Genomic DNA, 23,762 nt, shown 5'->3' with positions numbered 1-23,762 from the left:
TGCAGGGCCGCCACATCAGGCGCGATTAGCTCAGCGGGAGAGCACTACCTTGACACGGTAGGGGTCACTGGTTCAATCCCAGTATCGCGCACAGTAACGGCCGGGGCCGCGATCCGTAAGGATCGCGGCCCCGGCCTTTTGTCGTCCCGTTCGGGTGGTTCCGGGAGCCGGGCCTCCGGCGGGGAAGCGTCGGGAAAAGAGAAGAGCCGCGTACGGACGCCCTCACCGACGTCCGTACGCGGCGTCTCCGCCTGCCGGGGCGCTCTGCGCACCGCCCACGCCCGTCCGCGTGTCATCGCGGCCGCGGCCTCCCCGGCGGCACCGCTCCCCGTCCCCAGGGGTTCGGTGCCCGTCTTCGACCGGCCTCGGGGCCGGTGTCCTTCTTTCCCCTGCTCAGCGGGCGATCAGATCGGCGACGGCCTGAGCCTGGTTCGCCATCTGCTCCCACCCTCCGAAGAGCAGCACCAGCAGCACGGCGCACGGCAGGGCCATGGCCAACGCCACCGCGGGGTGCCGCGTGGGCTGCTCGGCGGACCCCGTCCGGAGGGAGGCCTGCCGACGGCGGCGGGGGGTTCCCGTGAGCTGCGGTGGCATGTCCTGGCTCCTGATCCGGTCGAGTTGGCGCGGTGGACGGCTTACCTCGGGGGACGAGCTCCCCGTCCACCGCTGAGCACAACGCTATTGGTCGGGGGCCCCTCCGGGCGTCATGCCGTCGTACTGTTCCTCGGACGTCCCGGAGGATGACGATCGGACTTGAGGCCTACTACCGCAGGGGGACAGCGGGCTCATCCGACCCCCGGGGGAACCCTGAGGGGCAACCCCGAGAGGCCCTCCGACGGCCCTGTGACCTGCAGGTCAGCGCAAGATCCGACAATCGCACGGTGGCTACGGGTGTTGCGTATCAGCACACCGCAGCGGGCAGTCCGTAAGCTGTGCCAGACAGAAACTGACGATGGCCCAACCGACGGGGCCTCACCCACCGGCTGACGGGGAACGAAACATGGCGATGATGCGGCTGAGGCGTGAGGACCCCCGCATCGTCGGGCCGTACCGCCTGCACCGGCGACTGGGCGCCGGCGGCATGGGCGTGGTCTACCTCGGCTCCGACCGCCGCGGGCAGCGCGTCGCCCTCAAGCTGATCCGCGCCGAACTCGCCGAGGACCAGGAGTTCCGCACCCGCTTCGCCCGCGAGATCGCCGCCGCCTCCCGGATCCGGGGCGGCTGCACCGCGCGCGTGGTCGGCTCGGACATCGAGACCGAACGGCCCTGGCTCGCCACCGCGTACGTCCCCGGGCCCTCGCTGTACAAGCGGGTCGGCGACGAAGGACCGCTGAACTGGCCCGAGGCCGCCCGGATCGGGGCCGCGCTGGCCGACGGACTGGTCAAGGTGCACGAGGCCGGAGTGGTCCACCGGGACCTCAAGCCCTCCAACATCCTGCTCTCGCCCCGGGGCCCGCGCATCATCGACTTCGGCATCGCGTGGTCGCGCGGCGCCAGCACGCTCACCCACGTCGGCACCGCCGTCGGCTCCCCCGGCTTCCTCGCGCCCGAGCAGGTGCGCGGGGCCGCCGTCACCCCCGCCACCGACGTCTTCGCCTTCGGGGCCACCCTCGCCTACGCGCTCACCGGGGACACCCCGTTCGGGTCCGGGGCCTCCTCCGAAGTGATGCTGTACCGGGTCGTCCACGAGGAGCCCGACCTCGCCGCCGTACCGCCGCAACTGGCGCCTCTGATCCGGGCCTGCCTGGCCAAGGAACCCGCCGAACGGCCCGGGGCCGCCGCACTGCACGAGCGGCTCAGCGAACTGGCCGCGCGCGGGACCGCGGCCGGGGCCTCCGGCACCACCCGCGCGGCGCGAGCCGGCCGGGGCGGCCCCGCGCCGGTCCCCGCCCCGGCCCAGGCCCCGCAGGAGAACGGCCGGCCGGGCGTGCCCGCCCCCGGGCGCTCGCCCGAACCACCCGCCGCGGCCCGGGCCCGAGCGGCGGCGGGCCGCGCCGGCGCACAGGCCGCCGGGGCCGCCGGACGGCGCCCCCAGGGACCGGGCGCCCCACTCCCCCGGCCCGAGCCGACACCGGTCACCCGGCCGCTGCGGGCACGCCCGGACCGACCGCAGACCCCACCCCCGGCCCGGCCCGGGCCCCGCGAGACCCGTGACCCCCGCGACGCCCGCGAGCGGGTGCGTCCCCGGGACCGCCAGCACACCCCCGCCCCCGGCGGGCGGCCCGGCGCCGCGCGGCAACGGCTGCTCCGGCAGCGGCTGGTCGTCTTCGTTACCGTGACCATCGGGGTGGCGCTGGCCATCGCGGCGGCCCAGGGGTGCGAGAACCGGGACAACCGGAGCGTGCGGCCACCGGCCGCGGTGGTGACCAACACCGGCTCCGGCGGCGAGCAGGCCGTGCCCGGGACATCGGCGGACGTCGCGCCGCAGGCCTCGACCACCCCCCTCCCGGCAGCGGCACGCGGCGGTACGGACGGCGGGCTGACGGCCCCCCAGGCGCCGCTGCCGGCCGTGGACTGGCCCAACCGCAGCTACCCCGACGGGGCCGGCGGGCCGGCCATCGCCCTGCAGAACGGGCACTCGGTCGGCGCCGGGCCCCAGGTCGCGCTGAGCGCGGTGCTGCCGGCCCGGTACAAGGGCCTGCCGGCCGCGGTGGTCGTCCTGCGACGGGTGGAGGGCTCTGCCCCGGTCGACCTCGTCCAGCTCTACACCTTCACCGGGGACGCCCCGGCCGCCACCACCTCCCGCACCTCGGTGGCGGACCCGCAGGCGACGGCCAGCTGGCGACTAGACGGCAGCACGGTCGTCCGCGAGGAACGCGCGGCCGCCACCGGCACCGTCACCTCCACCCGCTACGCCGTCCGCCCCGACGGCACCCTCGACGAATCCTGGACCGGCGCCGCCACCACCCCGCCCCCCGCCGCCGCCCCGGCCCCGCCCACCTCCCCCACTAGCTGAAGCCTCCGGGCCGGCTCCCGGCCTTGCACCGGAAGTCGGGCCAGCCGACCTCCGGTTGTGCGGCGGCCGCTGCGAAGGCGTGCGCAGGCGGGGCATGGCACGAAAAGTGGGGCAGGCCGACTTCCGGTGTCGGGTGATCCCCCGGCCTCGCTGTGGCCGGGTGCCCGGCAGGTGGCCCCGGCAAGAACGGGCATGCGCGAGAAGTCGGGCGGGCCGACTTCTGGTGGTGCGGCGGCACCTGGCGAGGTGACGAGTGGGCGGGGCGCGGCGTGGGAAGTCGGGTGGGCCGACTCTCGGGGATGGGGCCGTGGCTGCGGTATCAGGAGCCGGGCAGCGCGCGGGAAGTCGGGTAGGGCGACTTCTCGCGCGCCGGTGAGGGGGTCAGGGGGTGGTGACGGCGTAGAAGGCGACGGCGGCGGCGGCGCCGACGTTGAGGGAGTCGATGCCGTGGGCCATCGGGATGCGGACGGGGTGGTGGGCGGCGGCGATGGCGCGGGGGGTGAGGCCGTCGCCCTCGGCGCCGAGCATGAGGGCGGCCTTGGGGAGGCTGTGCGGGGCGAGGGTGTGGAGGTCGACGGCGGTGTCGGCGGGGGTGAGGGCGAGCAGGGTGAAGCCGGCCTCGCGGACGGTGTCGAGGGCGGCGGGCCAGGGGTCGAGGCGGGCGTACGGGACCGCGAAGACCGCGCCCATGGAGACCTTGACGGCGCGCCGGTAGAGCGGGTCGGCGCAGTCGGGCGAGAGCAGGACGGCGTCCATGCCGAGGGCGGCGGCGCTGCGGAAGATGGCGCCGAGGTTGGTGTGGTCGACCAGGCCTTCCAGGACGGCGACCCGGCGGGCGCCGGCGAGCACCTCGGCGGCGTCCGGAAGGGGCTTGCGCTCCATCGAGGCGAGGGCGCCGCGGTGCACGTGGTAGCCGGTGACGGCTTCGGCGAGGGCGGGCTCGACCACGTGGACGGGGGCGTCGGCCTCGGCGATGACGTCGCCCATCACCTCCAGCCACTTGGAGGTGAGCAGCATCGACCGCATCCGGTAGCCGGCGGCGAGGGCGCGGCGGATGACCTTCTCCCCCTCGGCGATGAAGAGGCCCTCGGCGGGTTCGCGGCGGCGGCGCAGCTCGACGTCGGTGAGGCCGGTGTAGTCGGCGAGGCGGGGGTCGGCCGGGTCGGTGATGGTGCGGGGTTCGGACACCCTGCGATCTTGCCAAGCCCGGGCGGGGAAGGCCAAACGGCGGAGGGGGCGGGTGGTCCCCGGCTGGCCGTAGTGCAAATATGACCGTATGGCCCGAAATCCGGGCCGATCCTGGGCTCCGTCGGCCTCTGGCGCCACTGGCTCCGCCGGCTCCCCCGGTGGGTGCCCACACGGTCGGCCGCAGCTGCCGCACGCGAAGCCGCGGTGGCCCGTGTGGCACCGGTCGGTGGCGGGGCAGGTGTTCGCGCTCCAGATCCTGGTCGTGCTGCTGCTGGTGGTGGCGGCCGCGGTGGCGCTGGTGGTGCAGTCGCGCAACGACGCCGAGCACGAGGCGCGCAACCGTTCGGTGGCGGTGGCGCAGACCTTCGCCAGTTCGCCGGGCATCGTCGACGCGCTGCGCTCCCCCGACCCGACGGCCGTCCTGCAGCCGAGGGCGCAGTCCGCACGGGTCGCCGCGGGCGTGGACTTCATCGTCGTGCTGAACAACCAGGGCATCCGCTACACCCACCCGAACCCGGCGCTGATCGGCCGGAAGTTCGTCGGCACCTACGAGCCCGCGCTGCACGGGCAGGTGGTGACCCAGCGCGTCTCGGGCACGCTCGGCTCGCTGGTGCAGGCGGTGGTCCCGGTGTACGCGCCGGACGGTTCGGTGGTCGGGCTGGTCTCGGCGGGCGTGACGCTGAAGAGCGTCAGCAGCGCCAGCGAGCGCCAGCTTCCGGTGGTGCTGGGCGCGGCGGCGGCCGCGGTGGGGCTGGCCACGCTCGGGACGGCGCTGGTCAGCCGCAGGCTGCGGCGCCAGACGCACGGGCTGGGCCCGGTCGAGATGACCAGGATGTACGAGCACCACGCGGCGGTGCTGCACGCGGTGCGCGAGGGCGTGATGATCCTCGGCGGGGACGGCCGGCTGCTGCTCTGCAACGACGAGGCGCGCCGGCTGCTGGACCTGCCGCCGGACGCCGAGGGCCGCCCGGTGGCCGGGCTGGGCCTGGAGCAGCGGCCGCTGGACCTGCTGACCGCCGAGCGCCCGGTGACCGACGAGGTGGTGCTGTCCGGGGAGCGGCTGCTGGCGGTGAACGTCCGGCTGATCGACCAGCCGGGCGGCCCGCCCGGCCGGGTCGCCACGCTGCGCGACTCCACGGAGCTGGCGGCGCTGTCCGGCCGGGCGGAGCGCGCGCAGCGGCGGCTGCGGCTGCTGTACGACGCCGGGGTGACGGTGGGCAGCACGCTGGACGTGACGCGGACGGCGGAGGAGCTGGCGCAGGTCACGGTGCCGCGGTTCGCGGACTTCGTCACGGTGGACCTGGCGGACCAGGTGCTGACCGGCGAGGAGCCGCCGCCGGGCCCCTCGCTGGGGCGGATGCGCCGTACGGCGGTGACGGGGGTACGGGACGACGCGCCGTTCTACCCGGTCGGCACGGTGCTGGACGTGGTGCCCGAGACCCCGCTGGCCGGGGCGCTGCACAGCGGGGAGCCGGCCATCGAGCCGCGGCTGGCGGAGGCCGGCCGGTGGCGGGAGCAGGACCCGGAGCGGTCGGCGCGGGTGCTGGCGTACGGGGTGCACTCGCTGGTGCGGGTGCCGCTGCGGGCGCGCGGGGTGCTGCTGGGGGTGGCCCGGTTCTGGCGGGCGCAGCGGGCGGAGCCGTTCGAGGCGGAGGACCTGGCGCTGGCCGAGGAGCTGGTGGCGCACGCGGCGGTGTGCATCGACAACGCCCGCCGCTACACCCGGGAGCACGCGATGGCGGTGACGCTCCAGCACAGCCTGCTGCCGCGCAAGCTGCCGGAGCAGACGGCGCTGGACGTGGCGCACCGTTACCTGCCGGCCCAGGCCGGGGTGGGCGGGGACTGGTTCGACGTGATCCCGCTGCCGGGCGCGCGGGTGGCGCTGGTGGTCGGGGACGTGGTGGGGCAGGGGCTGCACGCGGCGGCGACGATGGGCCGGCTGCGGACGGCGATCCACAACTTCTCGACCCTGGACCTGCCGCCGGACGAGCTGCTGGGGCACCTGGACGAGCTGGTGAGCCGGATCGACCAGGACGAGGCGGCGGGCGGCGAGCGCGCCGGGGTGGCCGGGGCGACCTGCCTGTACGCGATCTACGACCCGGTGTCGCGGCGCTGCACCCTGGCCACCGCCGGGCACCCGCCGCCGGCGGTGGTGGACCCGCAGGGCCGGGTGGTGTTCCCGGAGCTGCCGACCGGGCCGCCGCTGGGGCTGGGGGTGCTGCCGTTCGAGACCGCCGAGCTGGAGCTGGCCGAGGGCAGCCGGCTGGTGCTGTACACGGACGGGCTGGTGGAGGACCGGCAGCGGGACATCGACGAGGGGCTGGAGCTGCTGCGGGCGGCGCTGGCCGGGCCGCCGCGCACGCCCGAGCAGACCTGCGCGGACGTGCTCGGGGCGATGCTGCCGGAGCACCCGCAGGACGACATCGCGCTGCTGGTGGCGCGGACCAGGGTGCTGGCGCCGGAGCAGGTGGCGCAGTGGGAGGTGCCCTCCGACCCGGCGGCGGTGCGCGAGGTCCGGGCCGCGGTGGCGGAGCGGCTGACGGCCTGGGGGCTGGCGGAGGCGGCGTTCGTCACCGAGCTGATCCTGAGCGAGCTGGTGACCAACGCGATCCGGTACGGCTCAGGGCCGATCCGGGTGCGGCTGCTGCGGGACCGTTCGCTGATCTGCGAGGTGTCGGACGGCAGCAGCACCTCGCCGCACCTGCGGTACGCGGCGACCGAGGACGAGGGCGGGCGCGGGCTGTTCCTGGTCGCGCAGTTCGCGGACCGCTGGGGGACGCGTTACACGGCGACCGGGAAGGTCATCTGGACGGAGCAGCCGCTGGAGTAGGAAGTCGGCCGGGCCGACTTCCCACTCCCCCGCGGGCCTACCGCTGGAAGGCGGCCGCCAGCACGTTGACGACGTCGCCGATGACGATGACCGCCGGGGGCTTGACCCCCTCGGCCTCGACCACCGCGGCGACGGTTCCGAGGGTGGCGTCCACCCGGCGCTGGGCGGCGGTGGTGCCCTCCTGGACGATCGCGACCGGGGTGTCCGCCGGCCGGCCGTACTCGACCAGCCGGGCGGCGATCGCGCCGATCTTGTCCACGGCCATCAGCAGCACCAGGGTGCCGCTCATCCGCGCGGCGGCCTCCCAGTTGGTGAGCGAGCGCTCGTCGTCCGGGCCGACGTGGCCGGAGATGACGGTGAACTCGTGGGTCATGCCGCGGTGGGTGACGGGCACGCCGGCCGCGGCGGGGACGCTGATCGAGCTGGAGATCCCGGGCACCACAGTGACCGGCAGCCCGGCCTCCGCGCAGGCCAGCAGCTCCTCGCCGCCGCGGCCGAAGACGTACGGGTCGCCGCCCTTGAGCCGGACCACGAACTTGCCGGCCTTGGCGTGCTCGACCAGGGTGCGGTTGATCGCCTCCTGGGCCATGAACCGGCCGTAAGGGATCTTGGAGGCGTCGATCACCTCGACGTGCTCGGGCAGTTCGGCGAGCAGCTCGCGCGGGGCGAGGCGGTCGGTGACGACCACGTCGGCGTCGGCGAGCAGCCGGCGGCCGCGCACGGTGATCAGGTCCGGGTCGCCGGGGCCGCCGCCGACCAGGGCCACGCCGGCCCCGTGCGACCGGTACTGACGGGCGGCCAGCGAGCCGTCCCGCAGGCCGTCCACGATGGCGTCGCGCAGGGCGGCGGAGTGGCGCGGGTCGCCGGTGAGGACGGCCACGGTGGCGCCCGCGTCGCGGCCGCTGGCCGGGGTCCAGGCGGTGGCCGCGGCGGCGTCGTCGCTGCGGGAGCAGAACACCCGCTCGCGCTCGGCCTCGGCGCTGACCGCCGCGTTGACGGCCGGGTCGTCGGTGGCCACCAGGGCGTACCAGGTGTCGGCGAGGTCGCCGTCCCGGTACGGGCGGGCGTGCCAGGTGAGCTCGCCGGCGTCGGCCATGGCCTGGACGGCCGGGGTGGTGGCGGGCGCCACCAGGTGCAGGTCGGCGCCGGAGGCGATCAGGGCGGGCAGCCGCCGCTGGGCGACCTGGCCGCCGCCGACCACGACGACGCGGCGGCCGGCCAGCAGCAGGCCCACCGGGTAGGGGGTACGGCCCTCGGTGCTCGGGTGCGGGGTGGGCGCGGTCATCGGCGGTGCTCCTGATCGGGGATGAGGGTGTGGGGACGGTACGGCACGTCACCGCTCCGCGGTCCGGCGCGCCCTCGGGCCGGTCCGCGGAGCGGTGACGGGGTGCGTCAGGCCTTCTCGGTGACCCCGGCGGAGTCGAAGGTCGCTACATCGTGCATCGCCCGGGCCGCGCTCTGCACCAGCGGCAGGGCCAGCAGGGCACCGGTGCCCTCGCCCAGCCGCAGGTCCAGGTCGATCAGCGGGCGCAGGCCGAGCTTCGCCAGCGCGGCCTGGTGGCCGGGCTCGGCGGAGCGGTGGCCGGCGATGCAGGCGGCCAGCACCTCGGGGGCGATGGCCTTGGCGGCCAGCGCGGCGGAACCGGCGATGACGCCGTCCAGGATCACCGGGGTGCGCAGCGAGGCGGCGCCCAGCAGGAAGCCGGCCAGGGCGGCGTGCTCCAGGCCGCCGACGGCGGCGAGGACGCCGATCGGGTCGCTCGGGTCGGGCTGGTGCAGGGCCAGCGCGGCGCGGATGACCTCGACCTTGCGGGCGTGGGTCTCGTCGTCGATGCCGGTGCCGCGGCCGGTGACCTCGGCCGGGTCGAGGCCGGTGAACACCGAGATCAGGGCGGCCGAGGCGGTGGTGTTGGCGATCCCCATGTCGCCGGTGACCAGTGCCTTGTTGCCCGCCGCGACCAGGTCGCGGGCGGTCTCGATGCCGACCTCGATGGCCTTGAGGGCCTCCTCGCGGGTCATCGCCGGGCCCTGGGTCATGTCGGCGGTGCCGGGGCGGACCTTGCGCGGCAGCAGGCCGGTGGCGCGGCCCTGCTGGACGGCGTCCGGCAGTTCGGCGGCGACGCCGACGTCGACGACGCAGACCTCGGTGCCGATCTGCTTGGCGAAGGAGTTGATCACCGCTCCGCCGGCCAGGAAGTTGCCGACCATCTGGGCGGTCACCTCCTGCGGCCAGGGGCTGACGCCCTGGGCGTGCACGCCGTGGTCGCCGGCGAAGATCGCCACGCAGGCGGGCTCCGGGAGCGGCGGCGGGCACTTGCGGGACAGGCCGCACAGCTGGGCGGAGATGATCTCCAGCATGCCGAGCGAGCCGGCCGGCTTGGTCATCCGCTTCTGCCGGTCCCAGGCCTCGCCGAGCGCCTTGGCGTCCAGCGGGCGGATGCCGCGCAGGGTGTCGGCGAGCAGGCTCTGCGGCTCCTCGCCGGGCAGCGCGCGGTTGCCGTACTGCTCCTCGTGGACGACCCAGGACAGCGGGCGCTTCTTGGCCCAGCCCTGCTGCTCCAGCTCGGGCTCGTCCGGGAACTCGTCGACGAAGCCGACGCACAGGTAGGCGACGACCTCCAGGTGCTCGGGCAGGCCGAGCTCGCGGACCAGCTCCTCGTCGTCGAAGAAGCTCACCCAGCCGACGCCCAGGCCCTCGGCGCGGGCGGCCAGCCAGAGGTTCTCGACGGCCAGGGCGGCCGAGTACGGGGCCATCTGCGGCTGGGTGTGCCGGCCCAGGGTGTGCCGGCCGCCGCGGGTGCGGTCGGCGGTCACCACGATGTTGACCGGGGTGTCGAGGATGGCCTCGATCTTGATTTCCTTGAACTGCTTGGCCCGGCCCTTGGGCAGCGAGTCCGCGAACGCCTCGCGCTGGCGCTCGGCCAGGGCGTGCATCCGCCTGCGGGTCTTCGCCGAGCGGATCACCACGAAGTCCCAGGGCTGCGAGTAGCCGACGCTGGGCGCGGTGTGGGCGGCCTCCAGGACGCGGATCAGCACCTCGTGCGGGATCGGGTCCGGGCGGAAGCCGTTGCGTACGTCGCGGCGCTCGCGGATCACCTGGTGGACGGCCTCGCGGCCGGCCTCGTCGTAGCCGGGGGCGGCCGGGCCGCGCGGCTCGGCGGGCTCCTCGGGCTGCGGCTCCGGCTGCTCCTCGGCGGCCTCGGCGGCGGGCTGCTCCTCGGCCACGGGCTGCTCCTCGGTGGCCTCGGCGGCTTCGGCGGGCTCCGTGGCCTCGCCGGCTTCGGCGACCTCGGCGACCTCGCCGGACTCGACGGTCCCGGCGGCGGGCTGCTCGGCCTGGGGCTGCTCGGCGGCTTCGGCGGCGGCCTCGGCGGCCTGCTCCTGGACGGGCTCCGCCTCGGCGGCGGGCTCCTCGACGGCGACGGGCTGCTCAGCGGCGGCCTCGGGCTCGGCCGGGGCCTGCACCTGCTCGGCGGCCGGCTCCGCGAGGGCCTCGGACTCCGGAGCGGCGGCGACGGGCTGATCGGCGACGGGCTGATCGGCGACGGCCTCGGCGGGCGCGGCAACCTCGGCGGCCTCGGCGGCGGGCTCCTCCACGGCTTCGGCGGGCTGCTCCGCCTCCGCCCCGGGGGCGGCCTCGACCGGAGCCTCGGCGGCCGGCTCGACAGCTGCGGCGGCGTCGGCCTCCGCCGGCGCCTCCACGGACTGCTCCGCGACCGGCTCGGCGACGGCCTCGGCCGGGACCTCGGCCTGCTGCTGCGGCTGCTCGCCCTCGGCCGCGGGCTCGGTGACGGCCTGGCCGGAGGGCATCTCACCGGTGCCCGCGGCGGTCTCCGCCACCGGCTCGGCGACGGCCTCCGACACAGCCTCGGCCGGAACCTCGGCCTGCTGCGCGGCCTCGGCGACCTCGGCGGCTTCGGCGACCGGGGCGGACTCGGCGCCCGCCACGGCCTCGGCGACGTGAGCAGCCTCGACGACCTCGACGGCCTGCGGCGCGTCGGCGGCCGCTATGGGCGCGGGCTGCTGCGGGGCCGTCTCCTCGACGACCGGAGCCTGCCCGGCCGCCCCGACCTTGGGCAGGCCGTGCGGGGTGGGTGCGGCGAGGAAGGCGGAGATCCGGCGCGGCTGACCGGCCGGGGCCGCGGCCTCGGGCTGCTCGGCCAGCACGGCGGCGCCGTCGGCGGCAGCGCCCTCGGCGGCGACGGCCTCAGGAGCGGCGGGAGCGACGGCGGTCTCGGCGGCCACGGGCTCGGCGACGGGTGCGTCGGCCGCCTCGGCCACCGGCTGGGCGGCCTCGGCCGGAGCCGGCTCGGCCACGGGGGCCTGCGGCGCGGCCGCGACGGCGGTCTCCACGGCCTCGGCGGCCTGAGGGGCCTGCGGGGCCTGGGGAACCGTCACGTCCTGCACGGGCTGCGCCGGGACGGCCTGGGCGGCCTCCGGCGTCTCGACGACCTCGATCACCTCGATCGCCCCGACCGTCTCGACGGCCAGCACGGTCTCGACCGGCGGCACGCCCAGCGGCACCTGCTGGGCCCCGTGGGCCTGCGGAGCCTGCTGGGCCTGCGGGAAGTCCTGCGCCTGCGGCAGCTGCTGCCCCTCCACGACCGGGGCCGCCGGAGCGGCCGGGACGGCCTGCGGCGCGACGGCCGGAGCCGCGGCCTCGGCCATCGGCGGGCGGCCGACCACCGGGATGCCGTGCGCCGGCGTGCCGCCCTGCGAGGGGCCGCGGTCGGCCAGCGAGCGGACCGGCACCTGGCCGGTCATCAGCGACGGGTCCGGGATCGGCGGACCGGCGTGCAGCGGCCGGCGCGGCTGCTGAGCCTGCGTCATCGGCTGCTGCGGCTGCTGGACGGGGTGCTGCTGGACGCCGTGCTCGGCGCCGAGCACCGGCGGGTCCACCGGCGGCCAGGACGGCTCGACCGGCGTGCCGTCGTGCTGCGGCGCGAGCGGCACCTGCTCGGCCGGGACGGCCGCGAGCGGCTCGCCCCAGGAGCCCTGCGGACCGGGCATCAGCAGCACGTCGTCCTCGTCGTCCAGGCCGTCCGGCGTGTCGGGCTGGTCGAGGAAGTGGAAGGCCGGGCGCGGGGCGCCCTGGTCGACGCCCCAGCCCTCGCCGGGCTGGCCGGGCTGCGGCACGCCGGGAACGCCGTAGCCGTACTGGCCCTGCGGCGGGATGCCGCCCGCGCCCGGGGGCACCGCGCCGGGGACACCGCCGATCGGGGCCGCCGGGTTGGGGATCGCCCCGCCGTCCGTCGCGACGCCCTGGAGGGGTGCAACGCCCGCGACGCCCTCCGGTCCGCCGAGCGGGCCCGGCCCGCCGTGCAGGTGCTCCGGCGTTCCCTCGCCCGGAACGTGGCCGCCATCGGTCATTGTCAAAGCTCCTTCCAGGCCGCTGCCGCGCCCTCGGCGACACGATCACCGATCGCAGCGCCCATCCGCACGGGCCGAACCAGCACCGGCCCGCCCCTAACCACACGCGGCCGCCGCGCCGTGGCGCTGCGGCCCAAGTCCATCCGGCGCGCTGCGGCACCCCGGTCCGGCGCACCGCCCGTAGGGGGCGGCGCATCGTCTGAAACAACGACAACCCGGAGCAACCGGCACGACCGCACCGGACCCTACGGCATTCTCCAGGTCCGGCACGAGGCCCGTCGAATTGCCCACACTTCGAGCGGAACCGGATTGCACCGCGTCAAAAAGGTGACAAACCGACTGAATCGGGTGGGTCGCCTACCCTTGCAGTCGCCCAGGACGTCACACTACCGGCACCGCGCGGTCACCTCTCGAATCGGTGTCCGGATGCGACCTGGATCACCGTCGGCGCCACCGGACGATCCCGGCGCGGGCCCCGGACGGGCCCACGGCCTTCACACGATCTGCTCACCCCAGAGGACCAGCGCGCCGGTTCCGCCCGCTCCCAGCGCCAGCCCGTCGCCCTCCCCCACCGGCCGCAACGGGCTCGCCTGGAGCAGCGCGCCGTCCGCCCGGTAGCCGGCCCCGGCGATCGCCCGGTGGACCTCCTCGGCCTCGGTGAGGGTCCGGGGCAGCGCGACGAACCGTTCGGGCCGGCGGGCCAGCACCGCGCGCACCACGTCGAGGCCGCCGGACTCCACCACCGCCGCGTCCGGTTCCGGCAGGCCGCCCAGCACCTCGGGGCCGCTCCCGTACACCGCCTCCACCTCGACGCCGTAGCGGCGGGCGTTGACGGTCAGCCGGGCGCAGGCCGAGCGGGAGCCCTCGACCGCGACGACGGCGGCGCCGAACCGGGCCGCCTCCACCGCGAGGGCGCCGCTGCCGGCGCCGACCGACCAGACCAGGTCCCCGGGGCGGGCGCCGAGCCGGGCCAGCACCAGGGCGCGCACGTGGGCGGGGAGCGCCTCCGGTGCGCCCGGCTCGCCTTCCGTGCGCCCGGCGCCCGCGTAGGCGTCACCGGGGAGCGCCCAGCCGCGTTCCACGCCGGGGTAGCCGACCGGGCGCCCGGCGAGCCAGCCGGCCGCCTCGTCCACCGCCCCCGTCCGGGCGCCGCCGCCGATCACCAGCACCACGTTGGGGTCGCGCCACACGTGGTCGGCGATCCGGTCGGAGGTGAGGACGGTGACGTCCTCGTCGGGGGTGCCGAGGGCCTCGCAGACCACGAAGGTCCGGTGCACCCCGCGCAGCATCAGGGCGAGTTCGGCGGGCCCGGCGCCCGGCGCGGTGAGCACCGCGACCTTGGGGTGGGCCCGGCAGATGTTGGCCGCGCGGCGCAGCCGTCCGCCGTGCGCGCTGACCACCTGGGCGTCCTCCCAGGGCATGCCGGCCCGGGCGAAGGCGGCGGCCACCGAGGAGACGGCGGGCAGCACCTCCAGTTCGAGGCCGTACTCGGGGCGGCGCAGGGTGCGCACCACCCCGAAGAACCCCGGGTCGCCCTCGGCGACCACGACGGCGGCGCCGCGGTGCTCGGCGATCCTGCGGGCGGCCTGCCGGACGTTGCCGAGGGCGATCCGTTCGGCGGCCTCCGGCACCGGGAGGGCGTTCAGTTGGTAGGGGGCGCCGGCGACCAGGGTCGCCGCGGCCAGGGCCGCGCCGGCGGCCTCGGTCAGCGGTGTGCCGTCCCACCCGATGACCGTGATCCGGTCAGCCATCTGCGGCCGTTCTCCCTCGACTCGGTGCGCCACTCGATCCGCCGTCGTGCGGCACCGGTCCAGAGGCTACCGGGTGCGGTCGGCCGGAGCCCGACATCTCGCACACATGTCCGCGCCGGGTGAACAGGCGGCGTGTCTCAGTCGCGCAGCACGTAGCGGTGGTCGCCGTGCCAGCCCTCGCGGTGCAGCTCGGGGGACTCCAGGTCCTCCGGGAGCAGGCTCCACAGGATGAGGTCGCTGCGGCTGTCCTGAAGCACCTCGCCGGACTCCCCGCGGACTATCCAGGCGCTGCGCAGCACGCCCTCGCTGATGCCGCCGATCTTCTGGGCGACCTGCTGGGCGGCGGTGTTGCCGGCGGCGGTGCGCAGTTCCAGGCGCAGGAAGCCGCGGTCCTCGAACAGCCACTGGGCGACGCCGAGGACGGCCTCCGGGGCGTAGCCCTCGCCGCGCGCCCAGACGGCGGTGACGTAGGAGATCTCGGTGCTGCGCAGCCGCCAGTCGGTGTTGCGCAGCTCGACCAGGCCGACCAGGCGCTGGGTGAGGTGCTCGGTGACGGCGAAGACGATGCCGCGGCCGGCGGCCCGGTGGGCGGGGGCGAGGGTGCGGGCGAGTTCGGCCGCGTACTCCTCGGTGAAGGGGTGCGGCAGGTCCGTCCAGGCGAGCACGAGGTCGTCGGCCATCATCGTGGCCAGGCCGGGGGCGTCGTCCTCCGCAAGGGGTCGCAGCAGCAGCCGTTCGGTGCTGATGGCGGTCTCGGGGAAGCTCGCTGCCATGCCGTCTCTCCTCGCCGGGTCGTGAACACAACACCGTACGCCTCCGGCGTGCCCCGGGTGCCACGCGGTGCGCTGCCCGCACGACGGTACGTCAGAACGCGGTCGGTCGGAGTGTCCCTGCTGCATACTGCCCGACCGGGCCCCCGTCGCGGTGCGGTGGGGGGCCCGGTCGGGCGTTACGAGGTATGACCGTACGACGATCAGAAGGCCGGGATGACCGAGCCCTGGAAGGTGTCGTCGATGTACTTCTTGACCTCGTCGGAGTGCAGCAGCTCGGCCAGCTTCTTGACCCGCGGGTCGTTCTCCTTGCCCTTCTTGACGGCGAGGATGTTGGCGTACGGGTTGCCCTCGGCCTTCTCCAGCACCAGGGCGTCGGTGGCCGGCTTCAGGCCCGAGTCGATCGCGTAGTTGCCGTTGATGACGGCGGCGTCGAGGTCGGCGACGGAGCGGGGCAGCTGGGCGGCCTCCAGCTCCTTCCACTTGAAGTTCTTCGGGTTGCCGGTCACGTCCGCCGGGGTGGCGGTGGTGGTGACGCCGTCCTTGAGGGTGATCAGCTTGTTGTCGGCGAGCAGCTTGAGCGCCCGGCCCTCGTTGGTGGCGTCGTTCGGCAGGCCGATGGTGGCGCCGTCCGCGAGGTCGCCGATCGCCTTGACCTTCTTGGAGTAGAGGCCCAGCGGCTCCAGGTGCACGGGCTCGACCGACACGATGTTCGTGCCGTGCTTCTTGTTGAAGTCCTCCAGGTACGGGACGTGCTGGAAGTAGTTGGCGTCGGCCGAACCGTCCTGCACCGCCGTGTTGGGGGTCACGTAGTCGGTGACCTCCTTGATGTCGAGCTTGAGGCCCGCCTTCTCCGCGAGGTTGTCCTTGACGTACTTCAGGATCTGGCCGTGCGGGGTGGGGCTGGCCACGACCTTCAGCGGCGCGTTCGCGTCCGAGGAAGAGGAGGAGCCCGAGCTGCCGCAGGCGGCGAGCGAGAGGGCGACGCCGGCGGTGGCGAGGATGCTGGTGAACTTCAGGGCGTTGCGCACGAAAAGTGCCTTTCTGCGTGGAACGGGGAGCCGCGTCCGGGGTCGGACGAGGGAGGTCTAGGAGGCGGCGAGGTCCTTGTCGGGAGCCGCCGGGGTGCGGCCGAGCAGCCGCGTCCGGCCGCCGGTGCGGCCGCGGTGGGAGAGCCGCCGGACGGCGAAGTCGCCGATCAGCTGGACGGCGGTGACGATGATCACCAGCTCGGCCACGATGACCCACATGAAGGCGGTCTCGAAGCGCTGGTAGCCGTAGTTGACGGCGAGGGTGCCGAGGCCGCCGCCGCCGACGGTGCCGGCCATCGCGGAGTAGCTGACCAGGGTGATGACCGTGGTGGTGACCGAGGCCACGATGCCGGGCAGGGCCTCGGGCAGCAGGGTCTTGCGGACGATCGTCCAGGTGCTGCCGCCCATCGACTGGACCGCCTCGACCAGCCCCTTGTCGACCTCGCGGACGGAGGTCTCGACCAGGCGGGCGAAGAACGGGATGGCGCCGATGGTCAGCGGCACGGTCGCCGCCTGCCAGCCGATGGAGGTGCCGACCAGCCAGCGGGTGAAGGAGATCAGCGCGATCATCAGGATGATGAACGGCACCGAACGGGCGATGTTCACGACGAAGCCGATGGCCTTGTTGACGGCCCGGTTGGCCAGCAGGCCGCCCTTGTCGGTGAGCACCAGGAGCACGCCCAGCGGCAGGCCGAGCAGCACGGTGACGAGCGCGGACACCCCGACCATCTGGAAGGTCTCCTGGGTGGCGGGCCACATCAGCTCCCACATCTGGTCCCAGGTCATGCCACCGCTCCGTTCGCCGTACCGAGCACGTCCACCTGCAGGCCCTGCTCGCGCAGGTAGCCGATCGGCACCACGTTGTCCTGGTGGCCGCCCGGCAGCTCGACCCGCATCCGGCCGACCATCCGGCCGGCGATGGTCTCCACCGCGGCGCCGAGGATGTTGATGTCGATCTGGTACGTGCGGGCGAGCTGGGAGACGAACGGCTGGGCCGAGCTGTCGCCCTGGAAGGTGATCTCCAGCACGGTCGAGCCGGGGTGGCCGGTGCCGAACTCGCTGAGCGGGAAGAGCTCGCGGGCCAGCTCCGAGCCGGGCTTGGCCAGCAGGTCGGTCAGCTCGCCGGACTCCACCACCCGGCCGCCGCGCATCAGGGCGGCGGAGTCGCAGACGGACTTGATGACGTCCATCTCGTGGGTGATCAGCAGGACGGTGAGGCCCAGCTGCTGGTTGAGGTCGCGCAGCAGCTTGAGGATCGAGCGGGTGGTCTCCGGGTCGAGCGCCGAGGTGGCCTCGTCGGAGAGCAGCACCTTCGGGTCGCCGGCCAGTGCGCGGGCGATGCCGACGCGCTGCTTCTGGCCGCCGGAGAGCTGGTTGGGGTAGCTGCGGGCCTTGTCGCCGAGGCCGACCAGCTCCAGCAGCTCGGCGGCCTTGCGGCGGCGCTCGGTGCGGTCCAGGCCGACGATCTCCAGCGGGAGCTCGACGTTCTGCTGCACCGTCCGCGAGGAGAGCAGGTTGAAGTGCTGGAAGACCATGCCGATCCGGCGGCGGGCCTCGCGCAGTTCGCGGCCGGCCCGGTTCTCGCCGCCGGACAGCGCGGTCAGCTCGACCCCGTCCACGGTGACCGTGCCGGAGGTCGGGCGCTCCAGCATGTTCACGCAGCGGATGAGGGTGGACTTGCCGGCACCGCTGGTGCCGACGACTCCGTAGACCTCGCCCGGGCGGACGTGCAGGTCGACACCGGCGAGGGCGGTCACCTCGCGGCCTCGGGAACGGTAGACCTTCGTCAGGTCCGTGGTGGTGATCACAGCGGCTTTCCGTGGGTCGGGGGCGGGCGGCGTGGTCCGACCGCCCGACCGGCTTGCGGCCGGCGGCGGCGTTACGGCGCTGCGCCGGGAGGGTCCGGACCTGCCGCCCCTTGATCGTGGCCGCTGGACGGCCGGGCCGCGCGACGGCGTGGCCCTAACGAGTCACCCGGGCCCGCGGGTCGGCGGGCACGGCAAAGGGAGGGGTCCGGGAGGAGGGGCGCGCTCACACGGGCGGGAGCGGCGCCGGAGTCTCGCTTCGGGGCGCGAGGAGGAGGCGCCCTCAGCGGGGCGCCGGGGGCGGTGGCCCTCAGCAGTGACACATTCGACGACACATGGCACGCTCACCTGCCGGCAGGGTGCCGGTGGGGGTCCAGTTCGTCGTCGCAGTCATGTGAGCCAGTAAAACAGATGGGTTGATTCCTGCCCAATTGTTTCCCGAAGCTGTCCGCATTGCGGACACTCACCCCCGTTGACCAGCGCGGATACGGCTCGGCGCCGCCACCGGTGGTCCGGATGGTGGCGGCGCCGGGAAAGCGCGGGAGCGGCGGGCTCAGGCCGTCGCGGCGAGCGGCTCGGCGGCCGCCTTCTCCAGGTGGACGAAGCTCAGCCGGGTGCTGACCTGCTCGACCCGGGTCTGACGGTACCCCTGCCGAGCGTACAGCCGCAGGTTGCCCAGGCTGCGGTGGCCGGTGAACAGCCGGTAGGCGCTCACCCGGCCGTCCTGGGCCAGGCGGCGCTCCAGCGCGTCCAGCAGTCGGCCGCCGAGGCCGTGGCGCTGCATCCGCGGATGGACCACCAGGCGCCCTATCCGGCCGACGCCGTCGGCGCCGACGTGGCCGCGGACGGTGCCGACCACCTCGTCGCCCAGCCGGGCGACCAGGAAGTGCTGCTCGGACAGTTCGGCGCGCAGGCTCTCCAGGCTCTGCGTCAGGGGCTCGATCGCCCAGTCGCCGTACAGCTCGGCCTCGGGCTGGTAGCCGAGGTACTGGAGCTTGAGGATCTGCTCCGCGTCCTCGGCCTCCGCGGCCGAGATGATCACGCTCATGCCCATGTGGAGGGGCCTCCCCAGTCGTCGTGCGCGGCGCGCGGAGGGTAGGCGCGCTCACGCTCAGTATCCGAGTGATCGCGCCACCGTCAAGGGCTGCGTTCGCCAGCGCTCTACCCGGGTGTCAGCTTCCCTCAACCTTCGCGGGGGCGGACGTGAGGAGGGTCACCTCCCGTGCCGCACACGTTCCGCTCGGTCGCACGGGCTTGCGCTCAGGGGTAGCGCTCGGTGTGGAGCAGCATCCGCAGGCAGGCCAGGCAGCGGGAGCGGGTGGGGCCGATCGAGCCGCGCGGCATGCCGAGCCGCTCGGAGAGCTCACGGTAGGTGGGCGGCGGATCCTCGGCGAGCGCGGCCATCAGCTGCGGACAGCGGCCGGGCAGGGCGGCGACGGTCTCGCGGACCGCGCGGCGGCGACACTCGTCGAGGTAGACGTCCTCGGCGGAGGGGGCGAAGGGGAGGGCGGTGCACACACCGTGCATGACGGCCCGGGGCGGGGCCGGTTACGCCCGGGCCGGGGCACGGACGCGGGAGGGGCGCGCCGGTCGGACCGCCGCGCCCCTCCCCCGTCGCGCCGGGGATCGGCCCCGTCGCGGGGGTCCGGCCCCTCGTCCGGGACCGGCCCCGCCGTCCGGGATCAGCCCCGCGCCCACTCCTGCTGCCGCGCCAGGTCCGCCTTCACCTCGGCGAGCTGGACCGCGACCGCCGAGGGGGCCGTTCCGCCGCGCCCGTCGCGGGAGGCGATGGCACCGTGGACGCTGAGCACCGAGCGCACCTCGGGCGTCAGGTGCCCGGAGATCGCGGCGAACTGCTCGTCCGTCAGGTCGGACAGCTCGATGCCCTCGGCCTCGCAGACCTTGACGCAGGCGCCGGCCACCTCGTGCGCGACCCGGAACGGCACGCCCTGCTTGACCAGCCACTCGGCGATGTCGGTGGCGAGCGAGAAGCCGGCCGGGGCCAGCTCCTCCAGCCGCTCCCGGTGCACGGTGAGGGTGGCCATCATCCCGGTGAACGCGGGCAGCAGCACCTCCAGCGTGTCGCAGGAGTCGAAGACCGGCTCCTTGTCCTCCTGGAGGTCCCGGTTGTAGGCGAGCGGCAGCGCCTTGAGGGTGGCCAGCAGGCCGGTCAGGTTGCCGATCAGCCGGCCGGACTTGCCCCGGGCGAGCTCGGCGATGTCCGGGTTCTTCTTCTGCGGCATGATCGAGGAGCCGGTGGAGAAGGCGTCGTGCAGCGTGATGAAGCCGAACTCCTTGGTGTTCCAGATGATCACCTCCTCCGCGATCCGGGAGAGGTTGATGCCGATCATCGCGGTCACGAAGGCGAACTCGGCGACGAAGTCGCGCGAGGCGGTGCCGTCGATGGAGTTGCCGACCGAGCCGCCCTCGAAGCCGAGGTCGGCGGCGACGGCCTGCGGGTCGAGGCCGAGCGAGGAGCCGGCCAGCGCGCCGGAGCCGTACGGCGAGACGGCGGTGCGGGCGTCCCACTGGCGCAGCCGCTCGGCGTCCCGGCCGAGGGCCTGCACGTGCGCGAGGACGTGGTGGGCGAAGAGCACCGGCTGGGCGTGCTGGAGGTGGGTGCGGCCGGGCATCGCGGTGTCCGGGTGCGCCTCGGCGAGGCCGACCAGGGCCTGCTGGAGGTCGAGCAGCAGGCCGCCGATGGTCTTCGCGTGGTCCCGCAGGTACATCCGGAACAGGGTGGCGATCTGGTCGTTGCGCGAGCGTCCGGCCCGCAGCTTGCCGCCGAGGTCGGGGCCGAGGCACTCCAGCAGGCCGCGCTCCAGGGCGGTGTGCACGTCCTCGTCGGCGACGGTGCCGGTGAAGGTGCCCGCCTCGACGTCGGCGAGCAGCTCGTCCAGGCCGGCCAGCATGCCGGCCAGCTCCGCCTCGGAGAGCAGGCCGGCCTTGTGCAGGACCCGGGCGTGGGCCTTGGAGCCGGCGATGTCGTACGGCGCGAGGCGCCAGTCGAAGTGGACCGAGGCCGAGAGCCTGGCCAGCGCCTCGGACGGGCCGTCGGCGAAGCGCGCACCCCAGAGGCGGACGTCGGAGGACTGCTCGGCGGTCATCGCGGTGGCTCCTTCATGCATGTGCAGTGGGTGGCATAAGTATGCACGACGCCGTATGAAACACAAAACCCCGGCCGGACGGTCTCCGTCGGCCGGGGTTTCGCGCGTTCGAGGTGCTACTGCGCCTTCGCCTGGGCGAGTTGCATGAGGTGGTCGGCGAGCGCCTGCCCGCCGGCCGGGTCCCGGCTGATCAGCAGGACGGTGTCGTCGCCAGCGATGGTGCCGATGATCTCGAACACCTCGGCCTGGTCGATCGCCGAAGCCAGGAACTGGGCGGCGCCCGGCGGGGTGCGCAGCACCACCAGGTTGCCGGAGGCCGTCGCGGAGACCATGAGCTCGCCGGCCAGCCGGGCCATCCGGCCCTCGCTGGCCGACTCCCCCATCGGCGCGCGCGGCGTGCGGTCGCCGCCCTCGGCCGGGACGGCGTAGATCAGCGCGCCGTCCCGGTTGCGGATCTTGACCGCGCCCAGCTCGTCCAGGTCCCGGGAGAGGGTGGCCTGGGTGACCACGAGTCCGTCGTCGGCGAGCAGCTTGGCGAGCTGGCTCTGCGAACGCACGGGCTGGCGGGTGAGCAGGTCCACGATCCGCCGGTGGCGCGCGGTGCGGGTCTGCGGGACCTGCGGCGTCGGGCCTGCGGCGGACGGGCCGGAGTGGGAAGCGGTCATGTGATTATTCTCCCGGACGACGGTCAATTCGCATCGGCCGGGGCGCCCTCGCGCACCGTCCGGAGGATGCCCGGCAGCGCGGCCAGGAAGGCGTCCGCCTCCTGCTCGGTCAGCACCAGCGGCGGGGCCAGCCGGACGGCGTCCGGGACGGCCGCGTTGACCAGGAAGCCCGCCTCCTGCGCGGCCGCCTGGACCTGCGCCGAGACCGGCTCGGTGAGCACGATGCCGAGCAGCAGGCCCGCCCCGCGCACGTGCGAGACCAGCGGGTCGCCGAGCGCCTCGACGCCCTGCCGCAGCCGCTCGCCGAGCTTGCGGACATGCTCCAGCAGGCCCTCGGACTCGATGGTGTCCAGCACCGCGAGCCCGGCCGCGGCGGCCACCGGGTTGCCGCCGAAGGTGGTGCCGTGCTGGCCCGGGGTGAGCAGCTCGGCGGCCGGCCCGAAGGCGAGCACCGCGCCCATCGGCAGGCCGCCGCCGAGCGCCTTGGCCAGGGTGACCACGTCCGGCTCCACGCCCTCGTCCGCCTGGTGGGCGAACCAGTGCCCGGTGCGGCCGACGCCGGTCTGGATCTCGTCCAGCACCAGCAGGGTGCCGGTGGCCCGGGTGATCTCGCGGGCCGCCTTCAGGTAGCCCTCGGGCAGCGGGATCGCGCCGTTCTCGCCCTGGACGGGCTCCAGGAAGACGGCGGCCGTCTCGGTGGTGACGGCCGCGCGCAGCGCCTCGACGTCGCCGAGCGGGACGTGGGTGACGTCGCCGGGCAGCGGGCGGAACGGGTCCTGCTTGGCGGGCTGGCCGGTGAGCGCGAGGGCGCCCATGGTGCGGCCGTGGAAGGCGCCCTGGAGGGCGACCAGGTGGGTGCGGCCGGTCCGCCGGCTGATCTTGAAGGCGGCCTCGTTGGCCTCGGCGCCGGAGTTGCAGAAGAACACCCGGCCGCCCGGGCGGCCGTCCAGCTCCAGCAGCCGCTCGGCGAGCGCGATGGTGGGCTCGGCCATGAAGAGGTTGGAGACGTGGCCCAGGGTGGCGATCTGCCGGCTCACCGCCTCGACGACGGCCGGGTGGGCGGTGCCGAGGGCGTTGACGGCGATGCCGCCGAGCAGGTCGGTGTACTCCTTGCCGTCGGCGTCCCAGAGCTTGCTGCCCTCGCCGCGCACCAGCGGGATGCGGGGGGTGCCGTAGTTGTCGGTGAAGGCGTGCTGCCAGCGCTCGGCGAGCTGCTCGTTGTGGGTCGTACCCGTCGTACCCGTCGTACCCGTCGTACCCGTCGTACCTGTCGCGCCGGTCGTGCTGTCGGTGCCAGTCGTGCCGCTCATGCCAGTCCCCCGGTCACGGTCGTTTCGTCGTCCGGCACGACCATCGTGCCGATGCCCTCGTCGGTGAAGATCTCCAGCAGCAGGCTGTGCTGGACCCGGCCGTCCAGGACGCGGGCGGTGCCCACGCCGGAGCGGACGGCCCGCAGGCAGCCCTCCATCTTGGGGAGCATGCCGCTGGCCAGCTCGGGCAGCAGCTCCTCCAGCTCGCTCGCGCTGAGCTGGCTGATCACGTCGTCGGATTCCGGCCAGTCCTTGTAGAGGCCCTCGACGTCGGTGAGGACGACGAGCATCTCGGCGCCGAGCGCGACCGCGAGGGCGGAGGCGGCGGTGTCGGCGTTGATGTTGTAGACGTGGCCGTCGGTGCCGCGGGCGATCGAGGAGATGACCGGGATGCGGCCGTCGGCGATCATCGCCTTCACGGCGCCGGCCTCGATGTTGACGATGTCGCCGACCAGGCCGATGTCGACCTGCTCGCCGTCCACCACGGCGTAGCGCTTGACCGCCGTCATGGTGTGGGCGTCCTCGCCGGTCATGCCGACCGCGAACGGGCCGTGCTCGTTGAGCAGGCCGACCAGCTCGCGCTGCACCTGGCCGGCCAGCACCATCCGGACCACGTCCATGGTCTCCGGGGTGGTGACCCGCAGGCCGTTGGTGAAGCTCGACTCCAGGCCCAGCCGGTCGAGTTGGGCACTGATCTGGGGGCCGCCGCCGTGCACCACGACGGGGTGCAGCCCGGCGTAGCGCAGGAAGACGACGTCCTGGGCGAAGGCGGACTTGAGGCTGTCGTCCACCATGGCGTTGCCGCCGAACTTGATCACGACGGTCTTGCCGTGGAAGCGCTCCAGCCACGGCAGCGCCTCGATCAGCGTCATGGCCTTGGGCAACGCGGTGTTGTTGCGGGCCTGTTCGCCCTTGGGTGCGATCTGCACGGGTTTCCCTCGTCGATGGGGGTCCCCCCGGCCGCGGGCCGGGGGGATGT

16 protein-coding genes, 1 tRNA gene and 1 pseudogene are annotated in these 23,762 nt (G+C 74.7%); 3 read left to right on the top strand and 15 right to left on the bottom strand.

The annotated features are described in order from the left end of the window. Positions 1-19: 19 nt before the first annotated feature. Positions 20-91, top strand: a tRNA-Val gene (locus ACFVU7_RS12400). A 302-nt stretch (positions 92-393) separates the two neighbouring features. Here ACFVU7_RS12400 and ACFVU7_RS12395 read toward each other — a convergent pair. After that, positions 394-594, bottom strand: a complete 201-nt coding sequence (locus ACFVU7_RS12395) for a hypothetical protein (RefSeq protein WP_049656200.1) — start codon at positions 592-594, stop codon at positions 394-396. Positions 595-1,000: 406 nt separating this feature from the next. Between ACFVU7_RS12395 and ACFVU7_RS12390 the strand changes: the two are divergent. Further along, a pseudogene (locus tag ACFVU7_RS12390) lies at positions 1,001-2,323 on the top strand (protein kinase); the annotation flags it as partial. Between the two features lie 1,014 nt (positions 2,324-3,337). Here the strand turns inward: ACFVU7_RS12390 and ACFVU7_RS12385 are convergent. Then, entirely contained in the window at positions 3,338-4,144 is an 807-nt protein-coding gene (locus tag ACFVU7_RS12385) for an RNA methyltransferase (protein WP_049658657.1), read from the bottom strand. An 88-nt stretch (positions 4,145-4,232) separates the two neighbouring features. Here ACFVU7_RS12385 and ACFVU7_RS12380 point away from each other — a divergent pair, with 88 nt between their 5' ends. Then, entirely contained in the window at positions 4,233-6,974 is a 2,742-nt protein-coding gene (locus ACFVU7_RS12380) for a SpoIIE family protein phosphatase (protein ID WP_388045014.1), read from the top strand. 37 nt (positions 6,975-7,011) lie between these two features. Here ACFVU7_RS12380 and cobA read toward each other — a convergent pair whose 3' ends face one another. The 13 genes from cobA to argB all read right to left on the bottom strand — a co-directional run bounded on the left by cobA (position 7,012) and on the right by argB (position 23,655). Further along, the gene (gene cobA / locus ACFVU7_RS12375) at positions 7,012-8,259 is read right to left on the bottom strand and encodes a uroporphyrinogen-III C-methyltransferase (protein ID WP_380779124.1); all 1,248 of its coding nucleotides are present in this window, start codon (positions 8,257-8,259) and stop codon (positions 7,012-7,014) included. A 107-nt stretch (positions 8,260-8,366) separates the two neighbouring features. Then, the gene (cobT, locus tag ACFVU7_RS12370) at positions 8,367-12,344 is read right to left on the bottom strand and encodes a nicotinate-nucleotide--dimethylbenzimidazole phosphoribosyltransferase (protein WP_388045013.1); all 3,978 of its coding nucleotides are present in this window, start codon (positions 12,342-12,344) and stop codon (positions 8,367-8,369) included. Positions 12,345-12,838: 494 nt separating this feature from the next. Then, positions 12,839-14,095, bottom strand: coding sequence for a precorrin-6y C5,15-methyltransferase (decarboxylating) subunit CbiE (cbiE, locus tag ACFVU7_RS12365; protein WP_107418731.1), 1,257 nt, complete (start codon positions 14,093-14,095; stop codon positions 12,839-12,841). Between the two features lie 137 nt (positions 14,096-14,232). Beyond that, positions 14,233-14,868, bottom strand: coding sequence for a GNAT family N-acetyltransferase (locus ACFVU7_RS12360; RefSeq protein ID WP_049652062.1), 636 nt, complete (start codon positions 14,866-14,868; stop codon positions 14,233-14,235). Between the two features lie 200 nt (positions 14,869-15,068). Then, complete coding sequence (locus tag ACFVU7_RS12355; RefSeq protein ID WP_074002360.1) at positions 15,069-15,896, bottom strand: MetQ/NlpA family ABC transporter substrate-binding protein; 828 nt, start codon at positions 15,894-15,896, stop codon at positions 15,069-15,071. A gap of 57 nt (positions 15,897-15,953) precedes the next feature. After that, positions 15,954-16,682, bottom strand: a complete 729-nt coding sequence (locus tag ACFVU7_RS12350) for a methionine ABC transporter permease (protein ID WP_049652064.1) — start codon at positions 16,680-16,682, stop codon at positions 15,954-15,956. After that, positions 16,679-17,704, bottom strand: a complete 1,026-nt coding sequence (locus ACFVU7_RS12345) for a methionine ABC transporter ATP-binding protein (RefSeq protein ID WP_049652065.1) — start codon at positions 17,702-17,704, stop codon at positions 16,679-16,681. The genes ACFVU7_RS12350 and ACFVU7_RS12345 overlap by 4 nt, the downstream gene beginning before the upstream one ends. A gap of 550 nt (positions 17,705-18,254) precedes the next feature. Further along, positions 18,255-18,755, bottom strand: coding sequence for a GNAT family N-acetyltransferase (locus ACFVU7_RS12340; RefSeq protein ID WP_049652066.1), 501 nt, complete (start codon positions 18,753-18,755; stop codon positions 18,255-18,257). 206 nt (positions 18,756-18,961) lie between these two features. After that, positions 18,962-19,219, bottom strand: a complete 258-nt coding sequence (locus ACFVU7_RS12335) for a sigma-70 family RNA polymerase sigma factor (RefSeq protein WP_053112078.1) — start codon at positions 19,217-19,219, stop codon at positions 18,962-18,964. 164 nt (positions 19,220-19,383) lie between these two features. Further along, positions 19,384-20,808 carry an argininosuccinate lyase gene (gene argH / locus ACFVU7_RS12330; RefSeq protein WP_388045012.1) on the bottom strand — a complete coding sequence of 475 codons (1,425 nt, stop codon included), beginning with the start codon at positions 20,806-20,808 and terminating at the stop codon, positions 19,384-19,386. Between the two features lie 116 nt (positions 20,809-20,924). Further along, the gene (locus ACFVU7_RS12325; RefSeq protein ID WP_049652068.1) at positions 20,925-21,473 is read right to left on the bottom strand and encodes an arginine repressor; all 549 of its coding nucleotides are present in this window, start codon (positions 21,471-21,473) and stop codon (positions 20,925-20,927) included. 23 nt (positions 21,474-21,496) lie between these two features. Further along, positions 21,497-22,783, bottom strand: coding sequence for an acetylornithine transaminase (locus tag ACFVU7_RS12320; RefSeq protein ID WP_388045011.1), 1,287 nt, complete (start codon positions 22,781-22,783; stop codon positions 21,497-21,499). Then, positions 22,780-23,655, bottom strand: a complete 876-nt coding sequence (gene argB, locus ACFVU7_RS12315) for an acetylglutamate kinase (RefSeq protein WP_049652078.1) — start codon at positions 23,653-23,655, stop codon at positions 22,780-22,782. Before argB ends, ACFVU7_RS12320 begins: the two co-directional genes overlap by 4 nt. Positions 23,656-23,762: the final 107 nt, after the last annotated feature.

It is taken from the genome of Kitasatospora sp. NPDC058046 (assembly GCF_042885595.1).
GTDB lineage: Bacteria > Actinomycetota > Actinomycetes > Streptomycetales > Streptomycetaceae > Kitasatospora.
Note: the sequence above shows the minus strand (reverse complement) of the source record. Positions and strands in the feature narration are given on the sequence as shown.

What these genes read in the sequence shown, in the direction of transcription:
- ACFVU7_RS12350 (WP_049652064.1), bottom strand. Translation starts at nt 16,682, where the DNA reads ATGACCTGGGACCAGATGTGGGAGCTGATGTGGCCCGCCACCCAGGAG.
- ACFVU7_RS12395 (WP_049656200.1), bottom strand. Translation starts at nt 594, where the DNA reads ATGCCACCGCAGCTCACGGGAACCCCCCGCCGCCGTCGGCAGGCCTCC.
- ACFVU7_RS12340 (WP_049652066.1), bottom strand. Translation starts at nt 18,755, where the DNA reads ATGGGCATGAGCGTGATCATCTCGGCCGCGGAGGCCGAGGACGCGGAG.
- ACFVU7_RS12325 (WP_049652068.1), bottom strand. Translation starts at nt 21,473, where the DNA reads ATGACCGCTTCCCACTCCGGCCCGTCCGCCGCAGGCCCGACGCCGCAG.
- cobA (WP_380779124.1), bottom strand. Translation starts at nt 8,259, where the DNA reads ATGACCGCGCCCACCCCGCACCCGAGCACCGAGGGCCGTACCCCCTAC.
- ACFVU7_RS12320 (WP_388045011.1), bottom strand. Translation starts at nt 22,783, where the DNA reads ATGAGCGGCACGACTGGCACCGACAGCACGACCGGCGCGACAGGTACG.
- ACFVU7_RS12380 (WP_388045014.1), top strand. Translation starts at nt 4,233, where the DNA reads ATGGCCCGAAATCCGGGCCGATCCTGGGCTCCGTCGGCCTCTGGCGCC.
- argB (WP_049652078.1), bottom strand. Translation starts at nt 23,655, where the DNA reads ATGACGCTGATCGAGGCGCTGCCGTGGCTGGAGCGCTTCCACGGCAAG.
- ACFVU7_RS12360 (WP_049652062.1), bottom strand. Translation starts at nt 14,868, where the DNA reads ATGGCAGCGAGCTTCCCCGAGACCGCCATCAGCACCGAACGGCTGCTG.
- cbiE (WP_107418731.1), bottom strand. Translation starts at nt 14,095, where the DNA reads ATGGCTGACCGGATCACGGTCATCGGGTGGGACGGCACACCGCTGACC.
- cobT (WP_388045013.1), bottom strand. Translation starts at nt 12,344, where the DNA reads ATGACCGATGGCGGCCACGTTCCGGGCGAGGGAACGCCGGAGCACCTG.
- argH (WP_388045012.1), bottom strand. Translation starts at nt 20,808, where the DNA reads ATGACCGCCGAGCAGTCCTCCGACGTCCGCCTCTGGGGTGCGCGCTTC.